The 22,531-nt window shown below is 72.3% G+C and carries 20 protein-coding genes; 7 read left to right on the plus strand and 13 right to left on the minus strand.

What is annotated here, in order from left to right:
• Positions 1-113: 113 nt before the first annotated feature.
• Positions 114-956 carry an aldo/keto reductase gene (locus ABD733_RS11710; RefSeq protein WP_344796389.1) on the minus strand — a complete coding sequence of 281 codons (843 nt, stop codon included), beginning with the start codon at positions 954-956 and terminating at the stop codon, positions 114-116.
• Positions 956-1,330 (minus strand): FKBP-type peptidyl-prolyl cis-trans isomerase, encoded by a 375-nt coding sequence (locus tag ABD733_RS11715; RefSeq protein ID WP_344796391.1) that lies wholly within the window; start codon positions 1,328-1,330, stop codon positions 956-958. Before ABD733_RS11715 ends, ABD733_RS11710 begins: the two co-directional genes overlap by 1 nt.
• Positions 1,331-1,539: 209 nt before the next feature.
• Between ABD733_RS11715 and ABD733_RS11720 the strand changes: the two genes are divergently transcribed.
• On the plus strand, positions 1,540-2,877 hold the full coding sequence (locus ABD733_RS11720; protein WP_344796393.1) for an MFS transporter: 1,338 nt from the start codon (positions 1,540-1,542) through the stop codon (positions 2,875-2,877).
• An 11-nt stretch (positions 2,878-2,888) separates the two neighbouring features.
• On the opposite strand, the gene ABD733_RS11725 is transcribed toward ABD733_RS11720, so the two are convergent.
• Positions 2,889-4,109 (minus strand): PrsW family intramembrane metalloprotease, encoded by a 1,221-nt coding sequence (locus ABD733_RS11725; RefSeq protein ID WP_344796395.1) that lies wholly within the window; start codon positions 4,107-4,109, stop codon positions 2,889-2,891.
• A gap of 52 nt (positions 4,110-4,161) precedes the next feature.
• On the opposite strand from ABD733_RS11725, the gene ABD733_RS11730 reads away from it, so the two are divergent.
• Complete coding sequence (locus ABD733_RS11730; RefSeq protein WP_344796397.1) at positions 4,162-5,418, plus strand: YihY/virulence factor BrkB family protein; 1,257 nt, start codon at positions 4,162-4,164, stop codon at positions 5,416-5,418.
• A gap of 12 nt (positions 5,419-5,430) precedes the next feature.
• On the opposite strand, the gene ABD733_RS11735 is transcribed toward ABD733_RS11730, so the two are convergent.
• Positions 5,431-6,954 carry an aspartate ammonia-lyase gene (locus ABD733_RS11735; RefSeq protein WP_344796399.1) on the minus strand — a complete coding sequence of 508 codons (1,524 nt, stop codon included), beginning with the start codon at positions 6,952-6,954 and terminating at the stop codon, positions 5,431-5,433.
• A 56-nt stretch (positions 6,955-7,010) separates the two neighbouring features.
• Here ABD733_RS11735 and ABD733_RS11740 point away from each other — a divergent pair, with 56 nt between their 5' ends.
• A complete protein-coding gene (locus ABD733_RS11740; protein WP_344796401.1) occupies positions 7,011-7,481 on the plus strand; it encodes a GNAT family N-acetyltransferase in 471 nt (156 codons plus the stop codon).
• Here ABD733_RS11740 and ABD733_RS11745 read toward each other — a convergent pair.
• The gene (locus tag ABD733_RS11745) at positions 7,471-8,529 is read right to left on the minus strand and encodes an alcohol dehydrogenase catalytic domain-containing protein (RefSeq protein WP_344796403.1); all 1,059 of its coding nucleotides are present in this window, start codon (positions 8,527-8,529) and stop codon (positions 7,471-7,473) included. The genes ABD733_RS11740 and ABD733_RS11745 overlap by 11 nt on opposite strands.
• Positions 8,526-8,996: a MarR family winged helix-turn-helix transcriptional regulator gene (locus tag ABD733_RS11750; RefSeq protein ID WP_344796405.1), complete on the minus strand. Its 471-nt coding sequence runs from the start codon at positions 8,994-8,996 to the stop codon at positions 8,526-8,528. The genes ABD733_RS11745 and ABD733_RS11750 overlap by 4 nt, the downstream gene beginning before the upstream one ends.
• A gap of 119 nt (positions 8,997-9,115) precedes the next feature.
• Here ABD733_RS11750 and ABD733_RS11755 point away from each other — a divergent pair, with 119 nt between their 5' ends.
• The gene (locus tag ABD733_RS11755) at positions 9,116-9,949 is read left to right on the plus strand and encodes a phosphotransferase (RefSeq protein ID WP_344796407.1); all 834 of its coding nucleotides are present in this window, start codon (positions 9,116-9,118) and stop codon (positions 9,947-9,949) included.
• On the opposite strand, the gene ABD733_RS11760 is transcribed toward ABD733_RS11755, so the two are convergent.
• From ABD733_RS11760 to ABD733_RS11770, 3 genes are read right to left on the minus strand one after another with little or no spacing between them, the layout of a single operon-like run.
• Positions 9,913-12,696 (minus strand): FtsX-like permease family protein, encoded by a 2,784-nt coding sequence (locus ABD733_RS11760; protein ID WP_344796409.1) that lies wholly within the window; start codon positions 12,694-12,696, stop codon positions 9,913-9,915. The two genes, ABD733_RS11755 and ABD733_RS11760, sit on opposite strands and share 37 nt — an antisense overlap.
• A gap of 38 nt (positions 12,697-12,734) precedes the next feature.
• Positions 12,735-13,460: an ABC transporter ATP-binding protein gene (locus ABD733_RS11765; protein ID WP_344796411.1), complete on the minus strand. Its 726-nt coding sequence runs from the start codon at positions 13,458-13,460 to the stop codon at positions 12,735-12,737.
• Positions 13,457-14,071, minus strand: a complete 615-nt coding sequence (locus ABD733_RS11770) for a PadR family transcriptional regulator (protein WP_344796413.1) — start codon at positions 14,069-14,071, stop codon at positions 13,457-13,459. Before ABD733_RS11770 ends, ABD733_RS11765 begins: the two co-directional genes overlap by 4 nt.
• Positions 14,072-14,422: 351 nt before the next feature.
• On the opposite strand from ABD733_RS11770, the gene ABD733_RS11775 reads away from it, so the two are divergent.
• Entirely contained in the window at positions 14,423-15,421 is a 999-nt protein-coding gene (locus tag ABD733_RS11775; RefSeq protein WP_344796415.1) for an aggregation-promoting factor C-terminal-like domain-containing protein, read from the plus strand.
• Here the strand turns inward: ABD733_RS11775 and ABD733_RS11780 are convergent.
• Positions 15,408-16,358 (minus strand): diacylglycerol/lipid kinase family protein, encoded by a 951-nt coding sequence (locus tag ABD733_RS11780; RefSeq protein WP_344796417.1) that lies wholly within the window; start codon positions 16,356-16,358, stop codon positions 15,408-15,410. The two genes, ABD733_RS11775 and ABD733_RS11780, sit on opposite strands and share 14 nt — an antisense overlap.
• 9 nt (positions 16,359-16,367) lie before the next feature.
• Between ABD733_RS11780 and ABD733_RS11785 the strand changes: the two genes are divergently transcribed.
• Positions 16,368-17,456: a hypothetical protein gene (locus ABD733_RS11785; protein WP_344796419.1), complete on the plus strand. Its 1,089-nt coding sequence runs from the start codon at positions 16,368-16,370 to the stop codon at positions 17,454-17,456.
• Between the two features lie 75 nt (positions 17,457-17,531).
• Here the strand turns inward: ABD733_RS11785 and ABD733_RS11790 are convergent, their stop codons facing one another.
• The 3 genes from ABD733_RS11790 to ABD733_RS11800 all read right to left on the minus strand — a co-directional run bounded on the left by ABD733_RS11790 (position 17,532) and on the right by ABD733_RS11800 (position 20,584).
• Positions 17,532-17,741 carry a hypothetical protein gene (locus ABD733_RS11790; RefSeq protein ID WP_344796421.1) on the minus strand — a complete coding sequence of 70 codons (210 nt, stop codon included), beginning with the start codon at positions 17,739-17,741 and terminating at the stop codon, positions 17,532-17,534.
• Complete coding sequence (locus ABD733_RS11795; RefSeq protein ID WP_344796423.1) at positions 17,738-18,988, minus strand: inorganic phosphate transporter; 1,251 nt, start codon at positions 18,986-18,988, stop codon at positions 17,738-17,740. The genes ABD733_RS11790 and ABD733_RS11795 overlap by 4 nt, the downstream gene beginning before the upstream one ends.
• A gap of 72 nt (positions 18,989-19,060) precedes the next feature.
• Positions 19,061-20,584 carry a carboxylesterase/lipase family protein gene (locus tag ABD733_RS11800; protein WP_344796425.1) on the minus strand — a complete coding sequence of 508 codons (1,524 nt, stop codon included), beginning with the start codon at positions 20,582-20,584 and terminating at the stop codon, positions 19,061-19,063.
• A gap of 117 nt (positions 20,585-20,701) precedes the next feature.
• On the opposite strand from ABD733_RS11800, the gene ABD733_RS11805 reads away from it, so the two are divergent.
• On the plus strand, positions 20,702-22,525 hold the full coding sequence (locus tag ABD733_RS11805) for a cation:proton antiporter (RefSeq protein WP_344796427.1): 1,824 nt from the start codon (positions 20,702-20,704) through the stop codon (positions 22,523-22,525).
• Positions 22,526-22,531: the final 6 nt, after the last annotated feature.

The following is a 22,531-nucleotide window of genomic DNA, read 5'->3' on the forward strand; positions in this document are numbered from 1 at the left end:
GCGATCGAGTTCAGATGGCAACAGGCGGGCACCCCTCGGGAAAGACAGCACACGATTCTAATCACTCGCGCGCCTGACATTCCTCCGAGGGGCGACCGCCTGTCGTTCGGAGGCTAGAACTCCTCGTGCGTCTCGGGGTCGCCGTCCCAGAGGCGGCCGCGCTCGAGGCCGGAGATCGCCTCGACCTCGTCGCTCGTCAGCTCGAACCCGAACACGTCGAGGTTCTCGCGCTGCCGGCCGGCGTCGCCCGACTTCGGGAGCGGGACGGCGCCCAGCTGGACGTGCCAGCGGATGACGACCTGCGTCGGGGTCACCGAGTGCTCGCGAGCGATGCCGGTGATGACGTCCTCGGTGAGCAGCTCGCTCTGCTTGCCGATGGGGCTCCAGCTCTCCGTGACGACGCCGAGCTCGGCGTGCACGGCGCGGAGGGCCGCCTGCGGGAAGTACGGGTGCAGCTCGATCTGGTTGACCGCCGGCACGACGCCGGTCTCGTCGCGGACCCGCTCGAGGTGCTCCCTCGTGAAGTTGGAGACGCCGATGGAGGTGACGAGCCCGTCGTCCTGCAGCTTCTTGAACGCCCGGAACGACTCCACGTACTTGTCGATCCGCGGCAGAGGCCAGTGGATCAGGTACAGGTCGACCCGGTCGAGGCCGAGGTTCTGGCGAGTCTCGTCGAAGCTCCGGAGCGTCTCGTCGTAGCCGTGGTGGCGGCCGGGCAGCTTCGACGTGACGACGATCTCGTCGCGCGGCACGTCGGTCTCGCGGACCGCGCGCCCCACGGCGCCCTCGTTGCCGTAGTTCAGCGCCGTGTCGAGGAGGCGGTACCCGGTGTCGAGGGCGTTCCGGACGGCCAGGGTGCCCTCGTCGCCGTCGAGCTTGTAGGTGCCGAGGCCGACGGCGGGGAACGCCGTCCCGTCGTTGAGCTGGAGGGTGGGGACGCTGACGGCCTCGGCCATCAGCTGACGCCCAGGAGGTCGATCACGAAGATGAGCGTCTTGCCGCTCAGCGGGTGACCGCCGCCCTGAGGGCCGTAGGCCAGGTGCGGCGGGAGGACGAGCCGGCGGCGACCGCCGACGCGCATGCCGGGGATCCCCTCCTGCCAGCCGCGGACGAGAGCCGCGAGCGGGAAGTTGATCGACTCGCCGCGGCCCCAGGAGGAGTCGAACTCCTCGCCGGAGTCGTACTCGACCCCGACGTAGTGGACGTCGACCGTCGAGCCGGACTGGGCCTCGGCCCCGTCGCCCACGGTGATGTCGGTGATCTCGAGGCTCTCGGGGGCGGGGCCCTCGGGGGCGTCGATCTCGGGCTTGGTGGATGCATCGTGTGTCATGAGACCAGTCAAGCGCGTTTCGGGGCGTCTTGTGAGATGCGACGGGCCGGACGCTCGCGTCCTCCCTGCGAAGGAATCGAGTGCCCGGCCCGTCGTGTGACCGCACCGAGAGTCGTCATCGATACGAACGCATGCAGGCTACGCCCGGGGCGCGACTCTCCGCAAACGGGATGTGACCGCTCACTTCGATCCGCTGAGAGAATGGGATCTTGACCGCCACCGACCCGACTCCCCCAGCTCCCGCGCGGAAGCGCCTCTTCGTCGATCTCGAGCCGCTCAGGGCGTCGCCCGCCTTCGCCCGGATGTGGATCGGCTCGGCCGTCTCCGGGATCGGCGCGCAGCTCACCCTGGTCGCCGTCGGCCTCGAGATCTACGACATCACCCGCTCCACCTTCGCGGTGGCACTCGTCGGCGTGATCTCGCTCGTGCCGATGATCGTCGCCGGGCTCTACGGCGGCATGCTCGCCGACGCCTTCGATCGCAGGATCGTCGCCCTCCTCGCCGCGGTCGTCGCCTGGGCGACCACCGCGCTCATCGCCCTGCACTCCTACCTCGGCCTCGACAACGTCGCCCTGCTCTACGCGCTGACCACCGTCGACGCGGTCGCGGCGACGATCATCAACACGTCCAGGCAGTCGATCATCCCCCGCCTCATCCCGACGCGGCTGCTCCCGGCCGCGTCCGCGCTCAACGGGATCTCCGGCGGCGTACAGCTCACCGTCGGCCCCGCGCTGGCCGGAGTGCTCGTCGCCTCGGTCGGCTTCAGCGCGACGTACACGGTCGACGTGGTGCTGTTCACCGCCGCGTTCCTCGGGATCGTGGCGCTCCCCGCGATCCTGCCCGAGGGCGAGATCCAGCGCCCGGGGCTCGAGTCGCTCCTCTTCGGCTACCGGTTCCTGAAGCGCTCGCCGAACATCCGGATGACCTTCGTCGTCGACATCATCGCGATGACCTTCGGGCAGCCGCGCGTCCTCTACCCGGTGGTCGGGGCCGTCCTGATCGGCGGCGGGGCGGTGACCGTCGGCGTGCTGACCGCCGCCTACGCGGTCGGCGCGCTCCTCTGCAGCCTCTTCTCCGGGCGGCTCGGCCAGGTCCGGCGGCAGGGAGCCGCTGTCAACTGGGCGATCGTCGCCTACGGCGCCTGCATCGCGGCGTTCGGGATCGTGCTCTGGGTCGCGCAGTCGGGCGGCTCCCGCGGGCTCGGGAGCCTGACCGAGGGGCTCGCCTCGGCGAACCTGCCGGCGCTCGCCGCGGCCGCCGTCGCTCTCGCAGCCGCCGGCGCGGCCGACAACGTCTCGTCGATCTTCCGCAACACGATCCTGCAGGCCGCCGCGCCCGACGCGATGCGCGGGAGGCTGCAGGGCATCTTCACGGTGGTCGTCACCGGCGGCCCGCGGGTCGGCGACCTCTTCGTCGGCCTGCTCGCCGCGGCGGGCACGGTCTGGCCGCCGCTCCTCGGCGGCGCGCTGATCGTGGTGCTGATCGGGCTGCTCGCGCGGCTGCAGCCGTCGTTCCGGCGCTACGACGCCGCGAACCCGACGCCGTAGCCGGTCGCCGGTCAGACGAGCGGGAACGGCGGCGGCTGCCGGAGGAGCGCGCGGTTCGCCGCCACCTGCGCGAGGAGCTCCGACTCGTCGCGAGTCGCGGCCGCACGGGCAGCCTCCGAGTGCCGCGACGACACGATCTTCTGGCGGGTCGAGGCGAGCCGCGTCGAGTCTGAGATGAACGCCCGCATGACGGGGCCCAGGCCGTTGCGCCTGGCCCAGCGGAGAGCCCGCTGCCTCGAGGAGCCCTGGGAGAGCATCCTGACCTCGTCGTCGTCGAACCAGCCGGCGCGCGCGTACTCGGCGAGCCGCACGCGGGTCACGCGCCGCTCGAGCCAGCGCAGCACGAAGACACCCACCACGCAGGCCGCGAAGATCGGCACCTGCACGAGCACGTAGTACGAGAAGAAGCGGTCGCCGACGACGACGAGCGCGCCGTTCCAGAGGGCGTGCAGGAGCATCGCCGGGATCAGCCCCACGAAGAAGTAGCCGATGGCGCCGAAGGGCCCGGTGCGGCGGGCGGCGAGCCCGAGGGCGAAGCCGGTGCAGGCCGTGTAGATGATGTGGCCGAACGGCGCCATGACGGCCCGGACGAGGAACACGCCCGCGAGACTCGCGCCGCCGTACGCCTGGTCGACCACCTGCACCGAGAAGTACTGGATGTTCTCGACGAACGCGAAGCCCGCCGCGACGGTGGCCGCGTACACGACGCCGTCGACGGGGCCGTCGAAGTGCTTGCGGAAGATCCAGAGCACCAACAGCACGCCGAACCCCTTGGCGCCCTCCTCGACGATCGGCGCCTGGACGACGGCCCCCAGGATGTCGCTCAGCTCGCTCTTGCCCCCGCCGAACACGCTCTGGACGGTCTGCACCGCGAAGTCGAAGAGCAGCGCCGCCCCGATCGAGACCCCGGCTCCCCAGAAGAACGCGAAGACCAGGACGAGCCGCGGCTCCGGCTCCCAGCGGTCGACGAGCCAGATGCCGAAGAGGACGATGCAGAGCGGCACGACCGCCAGCAGCAGGCCGATCACGAGCACCTGCGGCGGCAGGACGAGGAGGAAGTACGCCACGACCGCGACCGCGAAGCAGGCGATGACGACGAACCCCACGGCGACCGCGGCGAGATTACCGGCCGGGCTGCGGCGCGGAGGCGCGATCGTCGCGGGCGGCGGCGTGGCGGAGGAGAAGGGCTCTCCCGGCTCGCGCCCGGAGCCAGGTGCACCGCCCCACGTCATGCCTCGACTGTAGCGGGGTGTCGCGGTGGGGAACGCGGATACTCTTGACGACATGACCGGGATCGCGCGCAGGCCGGCCGAAGGCCTGATCCTGCGCGTCTGGCGGCCCCTGTGGGCGGCGCTCCGGGCCGCCGGCCGTCTCGTCTCGCGGCTGACCTGGCCGGTGCTCCGGCTCCTCGGGCATCTGGGCGCGGCACCGTTCGTCGCCGGCTGGAACCGCTGGCTCGTCGTCGGCGCGCACGACCCGATCCCGTGGCGATACGCCCTCCGACGGACCTACCACGGCTTCTACCGGCACCGGACGATCGACTCCGGAGCCTCCCTTGCGTTCTTCTCCACGCTCGCCCTGTTCCCGGGCGCCCTCGCCGTCGTGTCGGCCGTGTCGCTCGGCCAGAGCGACGGGGACGCGGTCGCCGACATCCTGCGCATCGCCACCATCGCGCTGGGGCCGAACACCGCCGAGTCGCTCCGCTCGCCGCTCGAGTCGCTCCTCAGCCTGTCGAGCCCGGGCGTCACCCTCGGGATCGGCCTCGCGCTCACCCTGTGGTCGCTGTCGGGCTACACGTCGGCGTTCGGGCGGGCCATGAACACCATCTACGACATCCAGGAGGGGCGGCGCTTCGTGCGCTTCCGGTCGTCGATGCTGCTGCTCTCACTCGTGCTGATGGTCGTCTTCGGCGCCATCGCCGCGATCCTGCTGATCACGCCGTCGATCGCCCAGGCCATCGGCGACCAGTTCCGCTTCGGCGGCATCCTGGTCGCGCTCTGGAACGTGCTCAAGTGGCCGGTCCTCGTCGGACTGGTCGTGCTGGCGATCGCGCTGCTCTACTACTTCACGCCGAACATCAAGCACCCGGAGGTGCGGTGGGTGTCGTACGGCGCCCTCTTCGCCATCGCAGGATGGGCCCTCGCCACCCTCGGCTTCGCGATCTACGTGGTGACCTTCACCCACTACGACCGCGTGTACGGGATCCTCGGCGGCGCCGTCGTCATGCTGCTCTACGCGTTCGTCTCGAACTTCGTGCTCGTGCTCGGCGGGGAGCTCGACTCGCAGATCATCCGGGTCAGGTACCTGCAGTCGGGCGTCGAGGCCGAGGGGATGATCCCGCTGCCGGTGCGGTCGAGCGCCCGCACCCTCGCGATGGCGCGGCACCTCTCACTCGACCAGACCGACGGGCGCACGATGCGGCTGAAGGCGGTGCGCCTGTACGGCGAGCCGACGCTCGACGAGAGCGGCCGGCCGCACGTGCGGCCGCGGTTTCAGACGCTGAGCGGGCGCGAGCGGAAGGGTGCGCCGCCGGAGGAGTAGCCGGCCGGAGCCTCAGCCGGCGGTCTCGTCGGCGTGCGAGGTGTCGAGCGACGCCAGGTGCGCCGTGATCTGCTCCGCCGTGACGACCGGGATCGACGACGTGATCGCCTCGAGGCCCGACAGCCGCGCCGGCGACAGGACATGCTCGACCTGCTCCTTCGACATGAGGCCGGCCGCGACGACGAGGGTCGCGATCGAGGTCTCGGTGGCGAGCGCGGTGTGGGCGATGGAGGCCGCTGCGGCGTAGCCGATGTAGGGGGTGAGCGCCGTGACGACGCCGATGTTCGTCTCGACCTGCTGCGCGAGGCGGGCGGTGTTCGCCTGGATGCCGTCGATGCAGTTCACCCGGAGCGTCTCGCAGGCGCGGGTCAGCCACTGGAGGCTCTGCAGCACCGAGTTCGCGATGACGGGCTCGAACGCGTTGAGCTGCAGCTGCCCCGCCTCCGCCGCCATCGTCACGGTCACGTCGGCACCCGCCACGGCGAACGCGACCTGGTTGACCACCTCGGGGATCACCGGGTTCACCTTGCCGGGCATGATCGACGATCCTGCCTGACGCGGCGGCAGCGTGATCTCGCCGAGACCCGCCTGCGGCCCTGACGACAGCAGCCGCAGGTCGTTGCAGATCTTCGAGAGCTTGATGGCGCTCCGCTTGAGCGCGCCCGAGACCGTCATGTACACGCCGGCGTCACTGGTGGCCTCGATGAGGTCGGGCGCCGTCACCATCTCGATGCCGGAGATCTCCGAGAGGTGCCGCCTGACCGCCTCCGCGTAGTTCGGGTCGGCGGTGATCCCGGTGCCGATCGCGGTGGCGCCGAGGTTGATCTCGGCGAGGAGCGGCAGGGTGTCGCGGAGGCGCTGCTGGTCTTCGCCGAGGGTGTGGGCGAAGCCGGTGAACTCCTGGCCGAGGGTCATCGGGACGGCGTCCTGCAGCTGCGTCCGGCCGACCTTCAGGACGTCGCGGAACTCCGCGCCCTTGGCGGCGAACGCGTCGGCGACCCGGCCGAGCTCGTCGACGAGCGTCGCCAGCGTGAACGACATCGCCAGCTTGATCGCGGTCGGGTAGGTGTCGTTCGTGGACTGGCTGCGGTTGACGTCGTCGATCGGGTGCAGGAACTGGTACTCGCCCTTCTCATGACCCAGGATCTCGAGCGCCCGGTTGGCGATGACCTCGTTGCTGTTCATGTTGGTGCTGGTGCCCGCACCGCCCTGCATGACCCCGACCCGGAACTGGTCGTGCAGGGATCCTGCGCGGATCTCCTCGCAGGCCTGCTCGATCGCGCGGGCCTTCTCCCGGTCGAGGACGCCGATCTCGACATTGGCGCGCGCCGCCGCCTGCTTGACCACGGCCAGCGCGGTGACGAGGTCTGCGTACACCGAGATGGGCCGGTTGGCGATCGGGAAGTTCTCGAGGGCGCGGAGGGTGTGGATGCCCCAGTAGGCGTCGGCCGGGACGTCTCGCGAGCCGAGCGAGTCGGTCTCCCGGCGGAGCCTCCTGGTCGTCTCGTCCGGCAGAGTGGCGTCGTGATGCCCCATGGGTTCTCCTCGTCGATGGTCCGCCGTCGAGCCTAACGGGCCGCTAGCGTCGACGCATGACCGAGAGCGCCGTGCTGACCCGATTCGTGACCGCCTCCGACGAGGACGCCTGGAAGGCCCTCTACTCCGGCTACCGCGAGTTCTACCGCCTGGAGCGCGACGACCGGGTGGTCGACCGGGTGTGGGGCTGGATCCTGCGCGGCGAGCACTCTCTTCGCGGCCTCGTGGCGACCGGCGACGACGACGTGCCGATCGCGCTGGCCGACATCCGGACGTTCGCCAGACCCTCGAGCGGCACGACGGGGCTCTACCTCGACGACCTGTTCACGTCGCCTGCTGCGCGGGGCCGGGGCGCAGGATCGGCGCTCCTCGCCCGGATCGCGGACCTCGCGGGCGACGAGGGGCTGAGCGTGGTGCGGTGGATCACCGACCGGGAGAACGCTCCGGCGCGGCGCCTGTACGACCGGCACGCGACAGCGACCCGGTGGGTCACCTACGACCTGCCGCCTTCTGCCCTCACGTCGTGACGACGAGCTTCCCGGCGCCGCCGCCCGCGAGCATCACCCCGTGGGCCTCGGCGATCTCGTCGAGCGTGAAGACACGCTGGATCGGCACGACGGCGTCCCCCGCGGCCACCGCGTCGAGGAACTCCTGGAGCACCCCGGGCGGCAGATCGCTGGCGTCGCCCGAGTAGCCGGCGAGCCGCACGCCGCGCGGCAGGTAGTCGTTCGGGTAGAAGTCGGGCAGGATCCACTCGTTCGAGAGCATCCCCGTGAAGCAGACGGTGCCGTGGTAGCCGACCGCCCGGAGGGTGTCGCGGACGGCGGGGGCGCCGACGAGCTCGAGCGCGGAGCCGACTCCCTCAGGCAGGATCGCGCGCACCTGCGCCGCGACATCGCCGTCGTCGACGAGCACGTGGTCGACGCCGATCGCCGTCAACTGGTCGGCCTTGTCGGGGTTCCGGGTGGTGGAGAAGACCGTCATGCCGCGCTGCTTGCCGAGGACGGCGGCCGCCATGCCGATCGACGAGGTGCCGCCGCGGATCAGGATCGACGAGCCGGGCTGAGCGTCCATGCCGACGGTGAGCGACCCGTAGGCGGTCTGCAGCATCTCGCCGACCGCCCCGAGGGTCGACCAGGGAAGGTCGCTGGTGAAGGGGACGACCTGCGCGACCGGGACGCTGGTGTACTCGGCGTAGCCGCCGTCGAAGGTGCGGCCCATGCCGCCCATCATCGCCACGACCTGCTGGCCGACCTCGAACTCGCCGCCCGGGGCTGCGGCTACGACGCCGGTCGCCTCGATCCCGAGAACCCGCGGGAACGTGACGCCGTCAGCGAGGCCCATTCGAGTGTGGAGCTCAGACCGGTTGAGGCCGAAGGCCCTCACGCGGATCAGGACCCGTCCGGGCTCGGGAGTCGGGACAGGCAGGTCGCGGACGGCGAGGCCACCGGGCTCCTCCTCGGTGCCGGGAGCGTCGAGGACCACGGCGCGCATCGTGGCCGGGATCGGCTCGGTGCCGGCCGGGGGTGTCGGGGTCGCAGGTGTCGGGGTCGCGGGCGTCGGGGTCGCGTTCACGGGGTGGTCCTCTCGGGGCGGGGGGCGGCCGTCTGGCCGGTGGTGGAATGAGAGCGGCGCAGGATCGAGAGGGTGTCGCCGAGGGCATCGAGCCGCCGGTCACCGAGCGGGCCCAGGAGTCTCGTCGACAGCTCGTCGCGGAGGGTGTCGGTGGCCGCCGCGAGGGCTCCCTCGCCGGCGGTGGTCAGCCCGATGAGCGACGAGCGGCGGTCCTCCGGGTTGGCGCGGCGGAGGCAGAGGCCGGAGGACTCGAGGCGGTCGACCAGCTTGCTGGCGCCTCCGACGGTGATCACGAGGTCGTCGGCGATGTCGCCCACGCGGCAGCCGCCTCGCTCGGCGATCACGCGGAGCGGCTCGAAGGTGGCCGCGCCGAAGCCGTGGTCACGGCGGAGGCGGGCGTCGACGGCGTTCCAGAGTTCGATCTGCGCGCGGACGAGGTCGGAGAAGACCTGCTCGAGGGGGCCCATGGCGCTCCAAGTGGATTCTGCGGATGTATCTTCCGTGGAATCTACATGACTCGGGGCCCGAGCGCCAGCGCCGAGGCGGGCGGACGGACGGAGGGACGGCCGCCTGCGACGATGGACGCATGCGCTACGTCGAGCCCGAACCCGATGCCCCCGAGGTCCCGCTGCTCGGCGGCGACGTGACGGAGGGGCTCGTCCGGAAGGGCGGTACCGTGCGGCGCCCGGCCGCACCGACGTCGGCGGCCGTCGCGCGCCTGCTCCGCGAGTTGGAGGCAGCCGGGTTCGACGGCGCCCCGCGCCACCTCGGGACCGACGACGCGGGCCGGGAGGTCCTCACCTTCGTCGAGGGCGATGCGGCTGTGCGGCCGTGGCCCGAGTGGATCGGCGAGCCGGAGCGGGCGGGGAGCGTCGCACGGCTGGTGCGGCGGTACGACGACGCGGCCGAGCGCCTCGGCGTGCCGGAGTGGTCTCGGGAGCTGGGGATGCCCGATCCTGCGGGGTCTCCCCCGACGCTCGCGGGCCCACCGACACTCATCGGGCACCTCGACGTGACGCCCGAGAACGTGGTGTTCCGCGACGGAGCCGCCGTGTCACTGATCGACTTCGACCTCGCACGGCCCGCGACGCGCGTGGAGGAGCTGGCGAACGTGCTGCTCTGGTGGGCGCCGTGGATGCCGGCCGAGGACCGCGAGGAGGCGCTCCGCGACGCCGACCCGTTCGAGCGGGGACGCCTGATCGTCGACGAGTACGGGATGAGCGCTGCCGGGCGAGCGCAGCTGGTGCGCGTCTCGCAGAGCATCGCGGTGCGCTCGTGGCACTCGATGCGGCACCGGGCCGAGACCCTCGGCGGGGGCTGGGCGCGAATGTGGCAGGAGGGGGTCGGCGACAGGATCGTGCGGCGTCAGGAGTGGCTCGAGAGTCAGGCCGACGCCCTCGAGGCGGCCGTCCGGTTCTGACGTCGGCCGCCCGGGCGACTCAGGCGGCCGCGGAGTCCGCCGCCGGTGCGGCCGGAGCCGCCGGTGCGGCCAGAGCCGCCGGTCAGCCAGGCGACAGCAGCGATGACCAGCGGCATGACGACGGCCGTCAGCCCCAGCTGGAGCCAGGGCGGGTCGAAGGGCACGACGCCGCGGGTGCTCCCGACCGGCCGGATGCCGAGCGCGAAGGCCGGGACGAGACCGAGGCCGACACCGATGAGCGCGCCGAGCCCGACGAGGAGGACGGCCTGCCAGAATCCGTACGCGCGTTGCAGCCGGGGAGGCGCTCCGATCGAGTCGAGCACCTCGCGGTCGCGCCGTGCGTCGGCCCGGGCCAGGGCGAGGGCGACTCCGGACGCTGCGATGGCGATCAGCGTCGTCAGCAGGAGGAGCGTCCAGGAGGTCGTCTGGGCGAAGTCGTCGGGCCCCGTCTCGATCTGGACGTTCAGCGAGTCGTCGATGACGGAGAGCCTCGCGGCGGCGGCCTCCCGCTCGGCGCTCGTCGGCGGACCGTCGAGGGTCGCCAGCACCATCGACGGCGCCGGATGCAGGCCGAGCCGAGCCGCGGTCGACGGCAGGAGGAAGAGCCCGAAGGACATGTCGTGGGGCGGGCGCTGCACCGTCGCGGGGACGGAGACGGATCTCGTCGCAGGGCCGGCCGATCCGTCGGCGGCGGGCTTCGCCGGGACCGTGTCGAGCGTCACATGCCCCTTCGCGACGTACTGCGGGTAGAGCGAAACGACGCCGCCCGCGCGGAGCGTCGCCTCGGACTCCGGAGAGACGCTCTCGCCCAGGATCGCGCGGAGGTCGCTCTCCGAGCCGACGAGGACGTGGTCTCCGCTCCCCGTCGAGTCGAGGTAGATCGGGCGCTGCGTGTTTGGCTCGGCAGGCAGCCGAGGCACGACGTAGCTCGACACCGCCTCGTCGCCCAGCTCGCCGAAGTCGGGCAGGCCGGAGAGGACGCGGGCGCGGGACCCCGGGAAGGCCTGCTCGAGGGCGGTCGGGATCGAGCCGGCCGTCCGGCGGACGGCCACGGGGCTCTGCGAGCCCGAGGTCGCGTTGTCGTAGGTGTAGAGGCCGACCGCGGCGGTGTCGAGCGGCGAGTTCCACTGGTGATCGCGGATCGTGAGCGCCTGGCCGCCGGAGACGAGGCACATGACGAACGCGGAGACGAACACCGTGCTCATGATCGCGGCGAGCGCCGGGACGCTCCGGGACGGGTTGCGGGAGGCGTCGCGCGTGCCGAGCCGGGCCGCGCTGCCCAGCGTCGACAGGATCGACGTCGCCCAGCGGAGGAGCCGCGGCGCGAGGAGGACCGCGCCGACCTGCATGAGGACTGGGCCCGCGACGAGGAGCGCGACGCCTCCGGAGAAGGCGTGCTGGTTGACCTGATCGCCCTGCTGGCTCGCGATGACGACGAGCCCGCCCATGAGAGCGACGATCGAGCCGCCGACGGCGATGAAGAACCCGACGATCGGCCTCTTGAGGGTCGCCCGGGGCGGACGGAGGGCGCCTCGGAGTGCCGCGACGACGTCGACCCGCGAGGCCGCGCGGGCGGGCACGGCCGCCGCGATCCAGCCCGAGACGGTCGCCCCGAGCACGATGAGAGCGAGGACGGGCAGGTCGACGTGGAAGCCGGGGTACTGCGAAGCGACGCCGTCGGCCAGGATCGGGAGCGCCACCCGGGCGGCGAGGACGCCGATCCCCGTGCCGACGAGCCCACCGACGAAGCCGAGCAGGATGCCCTCGAACGACATCACCGCGAAGATCGTGCGCCGCTCCGCTCCCACGCTGGAGAGGATGGCGAGCTCGCGCTGCCGGCGCTTGGCCCCGACGGCGAAGGCGGCGCCGGCGAGGAGGCAGACCTCGAACATGCCGAAGGCGCCGACCAGTGCCACCGCGAGGACTCCGAAGAGATTGCCTTGCTCGATGCCGTCGGTGCGGGGTGCCACCCGCTCGGAGGGCGGATCGAGCAGCACGCTCCGCGACAGGACGGTGACGCCCTGCGCGTTGAGCCGCCGGACCTCGCTCCACGGCACCGACCGGTCGGTGGCGTAGAAGGTCGTCTCGGTCAGAGCACTCCGAGCCGTCGCGTCGTCGAAGGCGCCGTCGTCGCCGAAGACGACGACTGTCGCGGTCGCCGCGTCGACGTCGCTGAGGGTGCCGACGACGCGCAGGTCGCGCGGCTCGGGCTTCGTCAGACGGATCGTGCCGCCGAGGGGGATGCCGAAGTGGGCGAGGCCCGCGGGCGTGACCATCACCTCGCCCGGGGACGTCGGCCGCCGACCGTCGACGAGGTCGAACCTCCCGGCGAAGGCGGGATCGAAGGCCTGCCCCTCGACGGCCTGGAACGAGCCCAGGCCGTCGGGCGTCCGGGCCACGACGCTGGCGGGACGGAGCGTCAGGAGGTGCGTCCCCGACGGGAACAGCGAGGCCGGGTCGCGGAGCGAGCCGGTGACCGGATCGGTCGCGCCACTCGAGTACATGGTCGGATTCAGGGGATCCTGCGTGAGCGTGGCGTCGGGCGCGGAGACGACGGTGAGAGCCGCCTCGGTCTGCCCGAGCGCGATGCGCGCCTGCTCGCTCGACGTGGCCGTGCGGCTCGCCTCGACGGTGTCGATGCCGCTCACCCCGATGATCGGCACCGCGATCAGCGCGGCCACCAGGATGCTCCGGCCCGGCCACTGCAGGAGCATCCTCCGGGACATCCGGAAGCCGAGTCGGACCACCCCGCGACTCGACTCCGGAAGCCCTCCCCCCGCGGCCCTCACCGATCCGCTCCCTCGAAGAGCGTCGCGATCGGTGCGGGCTCGGACTGGTCGACGATGCGGCCGTCGCGCAGGAACACGATCCGGTCGGCCCAGGCGGCGTGCCTGGCATCGTGGGTGACCAGGATGCCGCCTGCTCCCGCGTCGACCCGGCCCCGGAGCATCCTGAGCACGATCTCGCCCGTGCTCGAGTCGAGCGCGCCGGTCGGCTCGTCGGCCAGGATCAGCGACCGGCCGCCGACGACGGCGCGAGCGATGGCCACCCGCTGCTGCTGACCGCCCGACAGGTCGGCCGGATACCGGTCGCCCTTGCCCTGGAGCTCGACCACGGCGAGCGCGTCGAGCGCCGGACGCCGGGCGCGCCTGGACGGGAAGCCGTCGAGCTCGAGCGGGAGGGAGACGTTCTCGAGCGCGGTCAGGGACGGGATCAGGTTGAAGTCCTGGAAGACGAAGCCCAGGCTGCGCCTGCGGAGGGTCGCCACCTGCCGCGGTGAGAGCTGGCTGAGCCAGTGCCCCTCGACGACGACCTCGCCGCTGGTCGGCTGCCGGAGCCCGCCCGCGACGGTCAGGAGGGTCGACTTGCCCGAGCCGGAGGCGCCCATGACAGCCACCAGCTCGCCTCGCGAGACGGTGAGGTCGACGCCCGAGAGTGCTGTGACGCTCGTCTCGCCCCGGCCGTACTGCACCGAGACGCCGTCGAGACGCAGGAGCTCGTCGCCGTTCACGCCGGCCCCCCGCCCCGGACACGCGCGGGCCTCCCCCGGCGCACCGGGGTGTCGTCGATCGGCAGCGGTTCGGCGAGGCCCTCCGCCGCGGCGCGCACGAGGCGCGTCTCGGAGTGGTCGAGCCAGCGGATCTCGGCCTCCGCCTGGAACAGCATGCTGTCGACCACGAGCTGCCAGGCGAGATCGTCGGACGTGAGCGGTTCGCCGCCCGCGTTCTTGGTGCGGGTGAGCTCCTGCAGGGTGCGGAAGGTCGACGCCCGCTGCGCCTGGATGATGGCGACGATGTCGACGCCTGGCAGAGTCACGGCGATCGCGAGCTTCATCGCGAGCTCGTCGCGGTTCGCTGCGGCGGAGCGGACGACGGGGGCGGTGAGCCACTGCCGCACCTCGGCGCTGCCCGCCTCGGTGATCGTGTAGTAGATCTGGTCGCCCTCGGACGACTCGTCGCGGGCGACGAGGCCGTCTCGCACCAGCCGGTCGAGCGTCGAGTAGATCTGGCCGATGTTGAGGGGCCAGGTGGAGCCGGTGCGCCGCTCGAACTCGGTGCGCAGCTGATAGCCGTAGCACGCTCCCTGGTCGAGGATCGCGAGGAAGCTCTGGCGGATGGACACGGACGGTACCCCCTGATCGTCGTGGGTAGTGCTTACTCAGTATTGCATACCCGGTACTGCCCGAACAGATCGTTCTGCCAGGAGTTTGGCCGTGCCTGTCCAGAAACGGCAGCCATACTCGCTGCTTCGCCTGCTGCGCGGCCTCCGGGTCCGGCGGGCAGGGGCCGAGACAGCGCCCCACCGATAAGCCACCGGCCCATCACCCGCCCGTCTCGCGACCGGATCCGTCTCTTCCGGATCGCACGGGCACGGTCCGGCGCGCCCGCCGCGAGACCGCAGCGCGCGTGCCCGGACTCGACGTCGCCCTGCCTTCGTCGAGGTGCCTGGACCCCGGTCGACCCTTTGGACAGAATGCGCTTCCGCCCCTCCTCCACGCCCTCCGACAGATCCAAGCCCTCCGACAGATCCACGCCCTCCGCCACATCCACGCCCTCCGCCAGCCCCGCCACGACGGCCGACACTGCCGCCACGCCGCCCGAGGCGTTCACCCGCCGCGACCTCGCGGCCCGCAGGCGCCGCTCGCGCCGCGCCCGCATCATCGGCGTCACCGGCATGGCGGCCACGGCCGCCGTCGCCTGCACCGGCTTCGTCGGCGCCACCCTCTCCGGCGGCTCCGCCCTCGCCCTCCCGACTCCGACCGCCACGGCGAGCCACGACGTCACCGTGACGGAGGTGGGCGGCGACCGCCTCTCGATCCACGCGGGCTCTGCGATCCCCCGCGAGACCGCCGACACCGTCGCCCGGCTCGCCCTCGCCTCCGGCAGGCAGATCGCCGAGGAGGCGCAGGGCAAGGTCGCAACCGGCGCACTGACGACGTCGCTCGCCTCGCTGAAGGACTACCGGGAGATGAACGCCGACACGGTCCTCGCCCGGGTAGCCACGACGCAGGATGCCGCGGAGTCGGTCGGCGCCGCGTCCATCGCGGCCGACCAGCGGGCAGCGGCAGCCCTCCAGGCGGCCGCTGCGAAGGCCGCCGCAGAGAAGGCGGCAGCCCAGGCCGCGGCCCGGGCTGCGGCCGACGCCGCTCGGCAGGCCGCCGCGAACACCCCGGCGGGCGCGAAGGCGACCGCCCAGGCCCTGATGGCCTCCGAGTACGGCTGGGGCTCCGACCAGTACTCCTGCCTCGTCTCGCTCTGGACCAAGGAGTCCGGCTGGAACTACAAGGCGTACAACCCCTCCGGCGCGACCGGGATCCCGCAGGCCCTCCCCGGCAGCAAGATGGCGACCGTCGCGTCCGACTGGTCGACCAACGCCACGACGCAGGTGATCTGGGGCCTCCGCTACATCTCCGGCTCCTACGGCACCCCGTGCGCCGCGTGGGGTCACTCGCAGGCGGTCAACTGGTACTGATCGGCGCGTAGACCAGGAGCGCCTCGGGCACGACCTCGATCTCGATCGGGAGCGGCCCGAGGCGTTCCCCGTCCCCGTACGCGACCACGCCGGGAGCCGAGATCGTGACCGTCTTCGCGCGCGACATCCTGACCCTGGGGTCGTCGCCGTGCGTGCCCTTCGACACGCGAGGGAACAGCCGGAGGAACGCCCGGCGTGACAGGCGGTCGACGATGAGGAGGTCGAGGAGCCCGTCGTCGACGACCGCGTCGGGGAGCAGCGTGATCCCGCCTCCGACGCTCCGCGCGTTCCCGACCGAGACGAGGGTCCCGGCCACCTCCTGAGGCACGCCGTCGACCACGACCTCGTAGTCGACCTGCCGCAGGCGCAGGAGCTCGAGGGCGAGCGCGATGTCGTAGCGCGCGCGGCCCCGCGGCCTCCGCATCCGGTTGGCGCGCTCGTTCACGAGGGCGTCGAAGCCCGCCGACACCCCGCCGGCCACCCAGGTCTCGCCCTGGGATCCCCGGGCGAGGAGCGCGTCGACGGGGCGCGGTGATCCGTCGAGCAGGGTGACGAGCTGAGCGATCGCCCGCGCAGGATCGTCGAAGGGCAGCCCGAGCGCGCGGGCGAAGTCGTTCCCGGTGCCGGTCGGCACGAGCGCGAGCGGGATCCCGGTCGACGCGACGAGCCCGGTGCCGAGGCTGACCATCCCGTCGCCGCCGACCACGACGAGGGCGTCGGGGCGGGCTGCACCGCCGGCGTCTCCGAGCGCGCCGCCTCCGAGCGCGACGCGCAGCGCCTCCCGGAGCTCGCCCTCCGAGGAGCGCTCGAGCGCGTGGACGTCGTGACCGGCCTTAGTCAGAGCGTCGACGACGACGGGGCCGACCGGCCGGTGACGGCCGAACGAGGCGCTGGGGTTCACGGCGACCAGGAGCCGCTTCGGGTCGTGCGTCGACATGGTCCGATCATGGCAGAGCCCCGCTCCGGCGAGCGCTACGCTCGGGCCACGGACGCGGTGTCGCGCCCGCCGGAGCGAAGAGGTGCCATGGAGGCCGGAGGCCACGGGTCGGCAGCGGCGGCAGCCGCCGCCGCGTCGCACGACGACGACTTCCGCGCCCGGTTCCAGGCGGCGTTCCACGCGGCGGGCGGGGAGGGCGACGCCTTCGACGAGCTGCTGGCCCGGGTGCCGGCCGCGGGCTTCCCGCCTGCCGGGGCCGCGGATCCTGCGCTCGAGCGCGCCGCCCTGGCCGAGGCGGCCTTCTCGGGAGTCGGGAGCGACCAGGATGCACGGGCCTCGGCTGCCAGGCTCGCCGCGTTCGACGCCCGCCGACGTCAGCAGTCGCGCGCGCTCGACGCGGCCCTCGCGGCCACCCCCCTCGTCGCCCCGCCCGAGTCACCCGAGCTGCCCGCGTCGCCCGAGCCGCCCGCGTCACCCGTGTCGCCCGAGCCGCTCGGAGCCGCCGCCGCGTACGCCCCGACTCCCGCCCCGACACGGGCACCGGCCAGCGCCGTCGCACGCCCGCAGCGAGCGCCCCTCCGATTCGCCCGCCGCCACCCGGTCGCGCTGACGGCAGCGGCCCTCGTCGCCGCTGTCGTCCTCGGGGCGGCGCTCGGTCGGGCGACCACGTCCAGGCCCGCGGCGGACTCGCCTCCGTCGTCCGCGTCGTCCGCCGTGTCGACGCCCGATCCCGGCGCGACGGCCTTCACCGAGTTCGGCGGCTCGGTGCTGGCTCGCGCGATCAACCGGGTCCAGGTGCCGACCGACGCCCTGCCCGACGGCCTCCGCGACGCCGTCTCGCCGCCGTCGAGCCGCCTGCTCTACGACGACTCGCCCTCCTCACAGCCGTCGCAGCACCGCTGGCGCCTCTGGGCCGGCACGGGCGAGAACCCGCGGCAGCTCTGCTACGTCATGTCGTTCGACGGCGTGCGCGACTCGGTCTCGTGCCTGCCCCGCGCCGAGGCCTTCGTCGGGCGCTACGTCGTCTCGGAGTCCACTCCGGACGGCGTGTTCACGGCCCTCGTCGTCGACGGCGCCATCGCGGTCCAGATCGACTAGCGGCGTCTGGATCGCGGAGCGGCATCCCCGCGCCGACCAGCAACGGCCGGACCGACCAGCGGCCGTCCGGACCGCCTAGTGGAAGGTCGGCACGATCAGGTAGATGCCGAAGAGCACGCCGACGGCGCACAGCGCGAAGCAGGCGTAGGCGCCCGCCACCGCCGCGGTCGGTCGCCCGTCGATGGCCAGGAGCCGCAGACCGGCGGCGTAGAGGCTGACGAGCGCTGCCGCGGCGCCGAGCGACACGGCGGCGACCAGGAGGAATGCGCCCCAGTCGATGCTCATCGGACCTCCTCCTCGGCGCCGAGGCCGAACAGGGGCGACTCGTCGCTCATCCTGCGACGCTCGGCCAGGAGCTCGTCGCTCCGCTTCTTGGCGAGCACGCGCCGGTCGTGCCGCGTGAGGACGGAGTTCATGGCGACGTCGACCTCCAGGGCGTTCGACTGGACGGCGGGCTTGCGGCGCGAGGCGACGAAGATCCCGACGATGACCGCGACGCCGAGCGCCGCGTCGATGATGAGCCCGGCGACGCCGAGGCGGGCGATCAGCTCGCAGACCGCGCCGACCGCGCCGGCGGCGGGGAGCGTGATGAACCAGGCGATCACGATCTTGCCGGCGGTCCCCCACTGGATGGTCGAGCCGCGACGGCCGAGGCCGGCGCCGATGATCGATCCGGACGAGACCTGCGTGGTGGACAGGGCGAACCCGAGGTGGCTCGAGGCGAGGACGGTCGCGGCGGTCGACGCCTCGGCGGAGAAGCCCTGGGTCGCCTTGATGTCGGTGAGGCCGCCGCCCATGGTCTGGATGATGCGCCAGCCGCCCGTGTAGGTGCCCGCGGCGATCGCGCAGGCGCAGACCAGGATCACCCAGAACGGCGGCTCGGCGTCGGCGGTGAGGAAGCCGCCCGCGATGAGGGTGAGCGTGATGACGCCCATCGTCTTCTGCGCGTCGTTCGTGCCGTGCGCGAGCGCGACCAGCGACGAGGTGAAGATCTGACCGACCCGGAATCCGCCGCGCTGGTTCTTGCCGACCGGGCGCCTCGTGATCCGGTACGCCAGGCGGCTCGCGACGAAGGCGACGAGCCCCGCGACGAGCGGCGCCAGGACGGCCGGGAACACGACCTTCGACAGCACGACCGAGAAGTCGACGCTGCCGGTGCCCGCCCCGACGAGGGCCGCGCCGATGAGGCCGCCGAAGAGCGCGTGCGACGACGACGACGGCAGTCCGCGGAGCCAGGTGATCATGTTCCAGATCACGGCGCCGATGAGCCCGGCGAAGATCATGGTCGGGGTGATCTCGACGCCGCCGGGGCCCTCGCGGATGATTCCGCCCGAGATCGTCTTGGCCACCTCCGTCGAGAGGAAGGCGCCGACGAGGTTCAGGAGCGCGGCGACGGTGACCGCGACCTTCGGCCTCATCGCGCCGGTCGCGATCGGAGTCGCCATCGCGTTGGCAGTGTCGTGAAAACCGTTTGTGAAGTCGAAGAAGACGGCCAACGCGATGACCAGGACGACTATGACTGTGAGATCCACCGCCTGGAGTCTTCCAGGCCGGGTGAACAGAGGTCAACTCGGAGATGAACTCCCGGCGTGGCGGAGGCGCTCCTAGAGGTGCGGGACGAAGTCCTGCCAGACCCGTCGGCGCTCTCCGCGCGGGTCGAACTCGACCCGGTCGACGGTGTCGATGATGAGCGTCCGGCGGCGGTGCGGGTCGTAGGACGGCCAGTCGGCGACCTCGCCGGTGCGGATGAACTCCAGCCAGCGCCGTCGCATCCTGCCGGCCGTCCGGAGGAACGCCCGTCGCCCGCCGAGGGAGCTCATGGCCCAGCCGAACGCGGAGTCCATCCGGTCGAACAGGGCCCAGAGCTCGAGGCCGTGGAAGGCGTCGACGCGGGCGAGACGCAGGATGCGCGGGGCTGCGTCGAACCGGTAGGAGTACACCCGCGCGAAGCGGGCGTGCCGCTCGGCGACCTTGATCGAGGGGTACCAGAACGAGAAGTCGCCCCCGAAGTCGAGGGAGGCGCGGCGCGCGGGAAGCCCCGGGTACTGCGCGGTGATCGCCTTCCTGGCCTTCTTCTTCGTGTTGGCGAAGATGGAGCGGATGCGCAGCGGCGTCGTGGCCAGGATGTCGCGGCGCCCGGTGAACACGGAGCCCTCCCGGTCGTTCGTCCCGATGATCAGCGGGACGCGGTGCGCCCGGCCGGACTTGAACGCGTCGAGCGGGCGCTCGGGCAGGAAGTCGCCGTCGATGACGGGCGACAGGAAGATCGAGCCGGGCTGGTCGTCGGGCGTCCGGAGGAACAGCCGCGCCGTCGCCCGCACGACGTCGTGCGTCGAGGCCCGGCGCAGGAGGTCGACGGCCCCGTCGTGCGAGGTCGACTCGAGGTCGTCGTCCCGGACCACGCGGCTCAGGATCTCGAGGAAGTCGCCCGCCCAGCGCTCGGTGACGTCGGGAGGATAGACCGCGTTCGTCGGAGCCGACTGCGCGATCGCCCGGGCGAAGAGCCCCTCGGCCCGCGGCACGGTCATCAGCGTGGTGACGGCGTTCGCGCCGGAGGACTCCCCGCAGACGGTCACCTGCCCGGGGTCGCCGCCGAAGGCCTCGATGTTGTCGCGGACCCACTCGAGCGCCTGCACCTGGTCGCGGAGGCCGAGGTTCGACTCGATCGGGCGCTCGGGAGTCGACCAGGCCGTGAAGTCGACGTAGCCGAACCCGCCGAGCCGGTAGTTGAACGAGACGTAGACGATGCCGCCGTCCCGCACCAGGGACTCGCCCTGCCGGGGGAACTCCCGCGACGAGCCGACCGCGTAGGCGCCGCCGTGGACGTAGACGAGCACCGGCAGGCCGTCGCCCGGGGACGACCCCTCGGGCGCGGTCACGTTGATCGTGAGGCAGTCCTCGCTCTGCGGCGTGGTGGCATCGATCCCGACGAACTGGCCGCGATCCTGCGGGGCGGCCGGACCGAAGTGGCGGGCGTTCCGCACCCCTCTCCACTCCGCCGGAGGCCTGGGCGCCCGGAAGCGCAGGTCACCGACCGGTGGCTGCGCAAACGGGATCCCCCGCCAGGCCACGATGCCGCGCTCGGCCACGCCGCGGACCTCGCCGCTCGTCGTCGTCCGCCGGATCACCCCCTGATCGTACGAGGCCGGCCTCGACCGCGGCCGGGAGCGCGCACCCTCCTCGCTGAGAGGTGCGGCGGGACGCCTGGCAGAATGACTATCCAGAACACGACGGACGGATCCGCCATGGAACTACTCGAACTCCTCCTCCTGCTCGCCGGATCTCTCGCCATCACGGCGTTCGCCCGGTGGCGCGGACTGCCCGCGCCCCTCCTCGTCGTCGCCGTCGCCCTCCTGGTGTCGTTCATCCCCGGTGTCCCCGACATCAGGATCGACTCCGAGGTGATCCTGACGGTGATCCTGCCGCCGCTGCTCTACTCGGCGTCGCTCGACGTGTCGTTCCAGAACTTCCGCGAGAGCCTGGTCCAGATCCGGCGCCTCGGCATCATCCTGGTGATCGTGACGGCGCTCGTCGTCGGCTGGGTGGCCTACGTGCTCATCCCCGACATGACGCTGCCCGCCGCGATCCTGGTGGGCGCCGTCGTCGCCCCGCCCGACGCCGTGTCGGCCGCGTCCATCGGCCGGAAGCTCGGCCTCCCCCGCAAGATGATGGCCGTCATCTCCGGAGAGAGCCTCATCAACGACGCCGCCTCGCTGACGCTCGTGAAGGTGTTCCTCGCCATCGTCGGCGGGGCCGCGCTGACCGTCTGGCAGGATCTCGGGATCTTCGGCCTCGCGATCGGGGTCGGCGTCGTCGTGGGCCTCGTCCTCGGCATCCTGGCGCACTACCTGCGCATGAAGGTCAAAGACCCCGTGGTCGAGATCGTGATCGGGCTGATCCTGCCGTTCCTCGCCTACATCACCGCCGAGCAGCTGCAGGGCTCGGGCGTGCTCGCGGTCGTCGCGGCCGGCCTCTACGTCGGCTACAACTCGCCCAAGGAGGGCTACGCGTCGAGGCTGCAGGAGCGCCCCATCTGGGCCGCGGCCGACGTGACCCTCGAGGGCTTCGTGTTCGCCCTGATCGGGCTGCAGCTCTCGACGGTCGTCCGCGACGTCGTGGAGTCGAACCGCGACCTCGGCCAGAGCCTCGGGGTCGCCTTCATCGTGCTCGGCGTCGTCATCGTGGTGCGGCCGGTCTTCATCTTCACGTCGTACTACTGGTCGCGCGGCATGCGGCGGTTCGTCATCTCGAGGTTCCGGAGGTTCCGGCGGGCGCGGGTGGCGCGGGTCATGTGGGGCAGGCGCGATCCGAAGCTCAGCTGGCAGCAGCTGGTGGTCCTGTCGTGGACGGGCATGCGGGGCGTGGTGACGCTCGCCGCCGCCGTGTCGATCCCCCTGGTCACGTCGAGCGGCAAGGAGGTCCCGGCCCGCGACACCATGTTCCTCATCGCGTTCGTCGTGACGGTCGGCACCCTGCTCCTCCAGGGGCTGACGCTGCCCTGGCTCATCCGGAGGCTCGGCGTGCAAGACCTGACGCAGGCCGAGCGCGACGTGCAGGCCGAGCTGCGGCTGGTCAGCAACAGCACGCAGGAGGCCCTCGAGTACCTCGACAAGCGCCGCGACGCGTGGGCCGAGCAGTGGGGCTCCGAGCCGATCGACCGCGGCATCACGATCCTGAAGGAGCGCCTCCAGCGGCAGGATCAGGCGTTCCGCCAGGGGCTCCGCGAGGACGCCGACCAGGCCGAGGAGGACCAGGCGGACGGCGGCTCGGCTGCGGGCGCGGAGGAGGTCGACGCGACTCCCCCGGAGCGCGAGACCGACATGCGGAGCACCCCGCACATCGTGATCCCCGACATCACGCCCGACCCGAGGCTCGTGAAGCCGACCCGCAACAACGCGCGGGCGCTCGCGAGCATCCGGCGGGAGCTCCTGCAGAAGCGGCGCGACGTCGTCCTCCGCGAGCGCGACAACGGCAACCTCGACGAGGAGGTCATGCGGCGCGTGCTGCTCGGCCTCGACGCCGAGGAGCTCGCGATGGACACCTCGGCGGTGTCGCGCACCCGGTCCTGAGCGGGC

It is taken from the genome of Frondihabitans peucedani (genome assembly GCF_039537585.1).
Classification (GTDB): domain Bacteria; phylum Actinomycetota; class Actinomycetes; order Actinomycetales; family Microbacteriaceae; genus Frondihabitans; species Frondihabitans peucedani.

What these genes read in the sequence shown, in the direction of transcription:
- ABD733_RS11805 (WP_344796427.1), top strand. Translation starts at nt 20,702, where the DNA reads ATGGAACTACTCGAACTCCTCCTCCTGCTCGCCGGATCTCTCGCCATC.
- ABD733_RS11710 (WP_344796389.1), bottom strand. Translation starts at nt 956, where the DNA reads ATGGCCGAGGCCGTCAGCGTCCCCACCCTCCAGCTCAACGACGGGACG.
- ABD733_RS11735 (WP_344796399.1), bottom strand. Translation starts at nt 6,954, where the DNA reads ATGGGGCATCACGACGCCACTCTGCCGGACGAGACGACCAGGAGGCTC.
- ABD733_RS11775 (WP_344796415.1), top strand. Translation starts at nt 14,423, where the DNA reads ATGCGCTTCCGCCCCTCCTCCACGCCCTCCGACAGATCCAAGCCCTCC.
- ABD733_RS11780 (WP_344796417.1), bottom strand. Translation starts at nt 16,358, where the DNA reads ATGTCGACGCACGACCCGAAGCGGCTCCTGGTCGCCGTGAACCCCAGC.
- ABD733_RS11715 (WP_344796391.1), bottom strand. Translation starts at nt 1,330, where the DNA reads ATGACACACGATGCATCCACCAAGCCCGAGATCGACGCCCCCGAGGGC.
- ABD733_RS11790 (WP_344796421.1), bottom strand. Translation starts at nt 17,741, where the DNA reads ATGAGCATCGACTGGGGCGCATTCCTCCTGGTCGCCGCCGTGTCGCTC.
- ABD733_RS11785 (WP_344796419.1), top strand. Translation starts at nt 16,368, where the DNA reads ATGGCAGAGCCCCGCTCCGGCGAGCGCTACGCTCGGGCCACGGACGCG.
- ABD733_RS11730 (WP_344796397.1), top strand. Translation starts at nt 4,162, where the DNA reads ATGACCGGGATCGCGCGCAGGCCGGCCGAAGGCCTGATCCTGCGCGTC.
- ABD733_RS11740 (WP_344796401.1), top strand. Translation starts at nt 7,011, where the DNA reads ATGACCGAGAGCGCCGTGCTGACCCGATTCGTGACCGCCTCCGACGAG.
- ABD733_RS11725 (WP_344796395.1), bottom strand. Translation starts at nt 4,109, where the DNA reads ATGACGTGGGGCGGTGCACCTGGCTCCGGGCGCGAGCCGGGAGAGCCC.
- ABD733_RS11750 (WP_344796405.1), bottom strand. Translation starts at nt 8,996, where the DNA reads ATGGGCCCCCTCGAGCAGGTCTTCTCCGACCTCGTCCGCGCGCAGATC.
- ABD733_RS11755 (WP_344796407.1), top strand. Translation starts at nt 9,116, where the DNA reads ATGCGCTACGTCGAGCCCGAACCCGATGCCCCCGAGGTCCCGCTGCTC.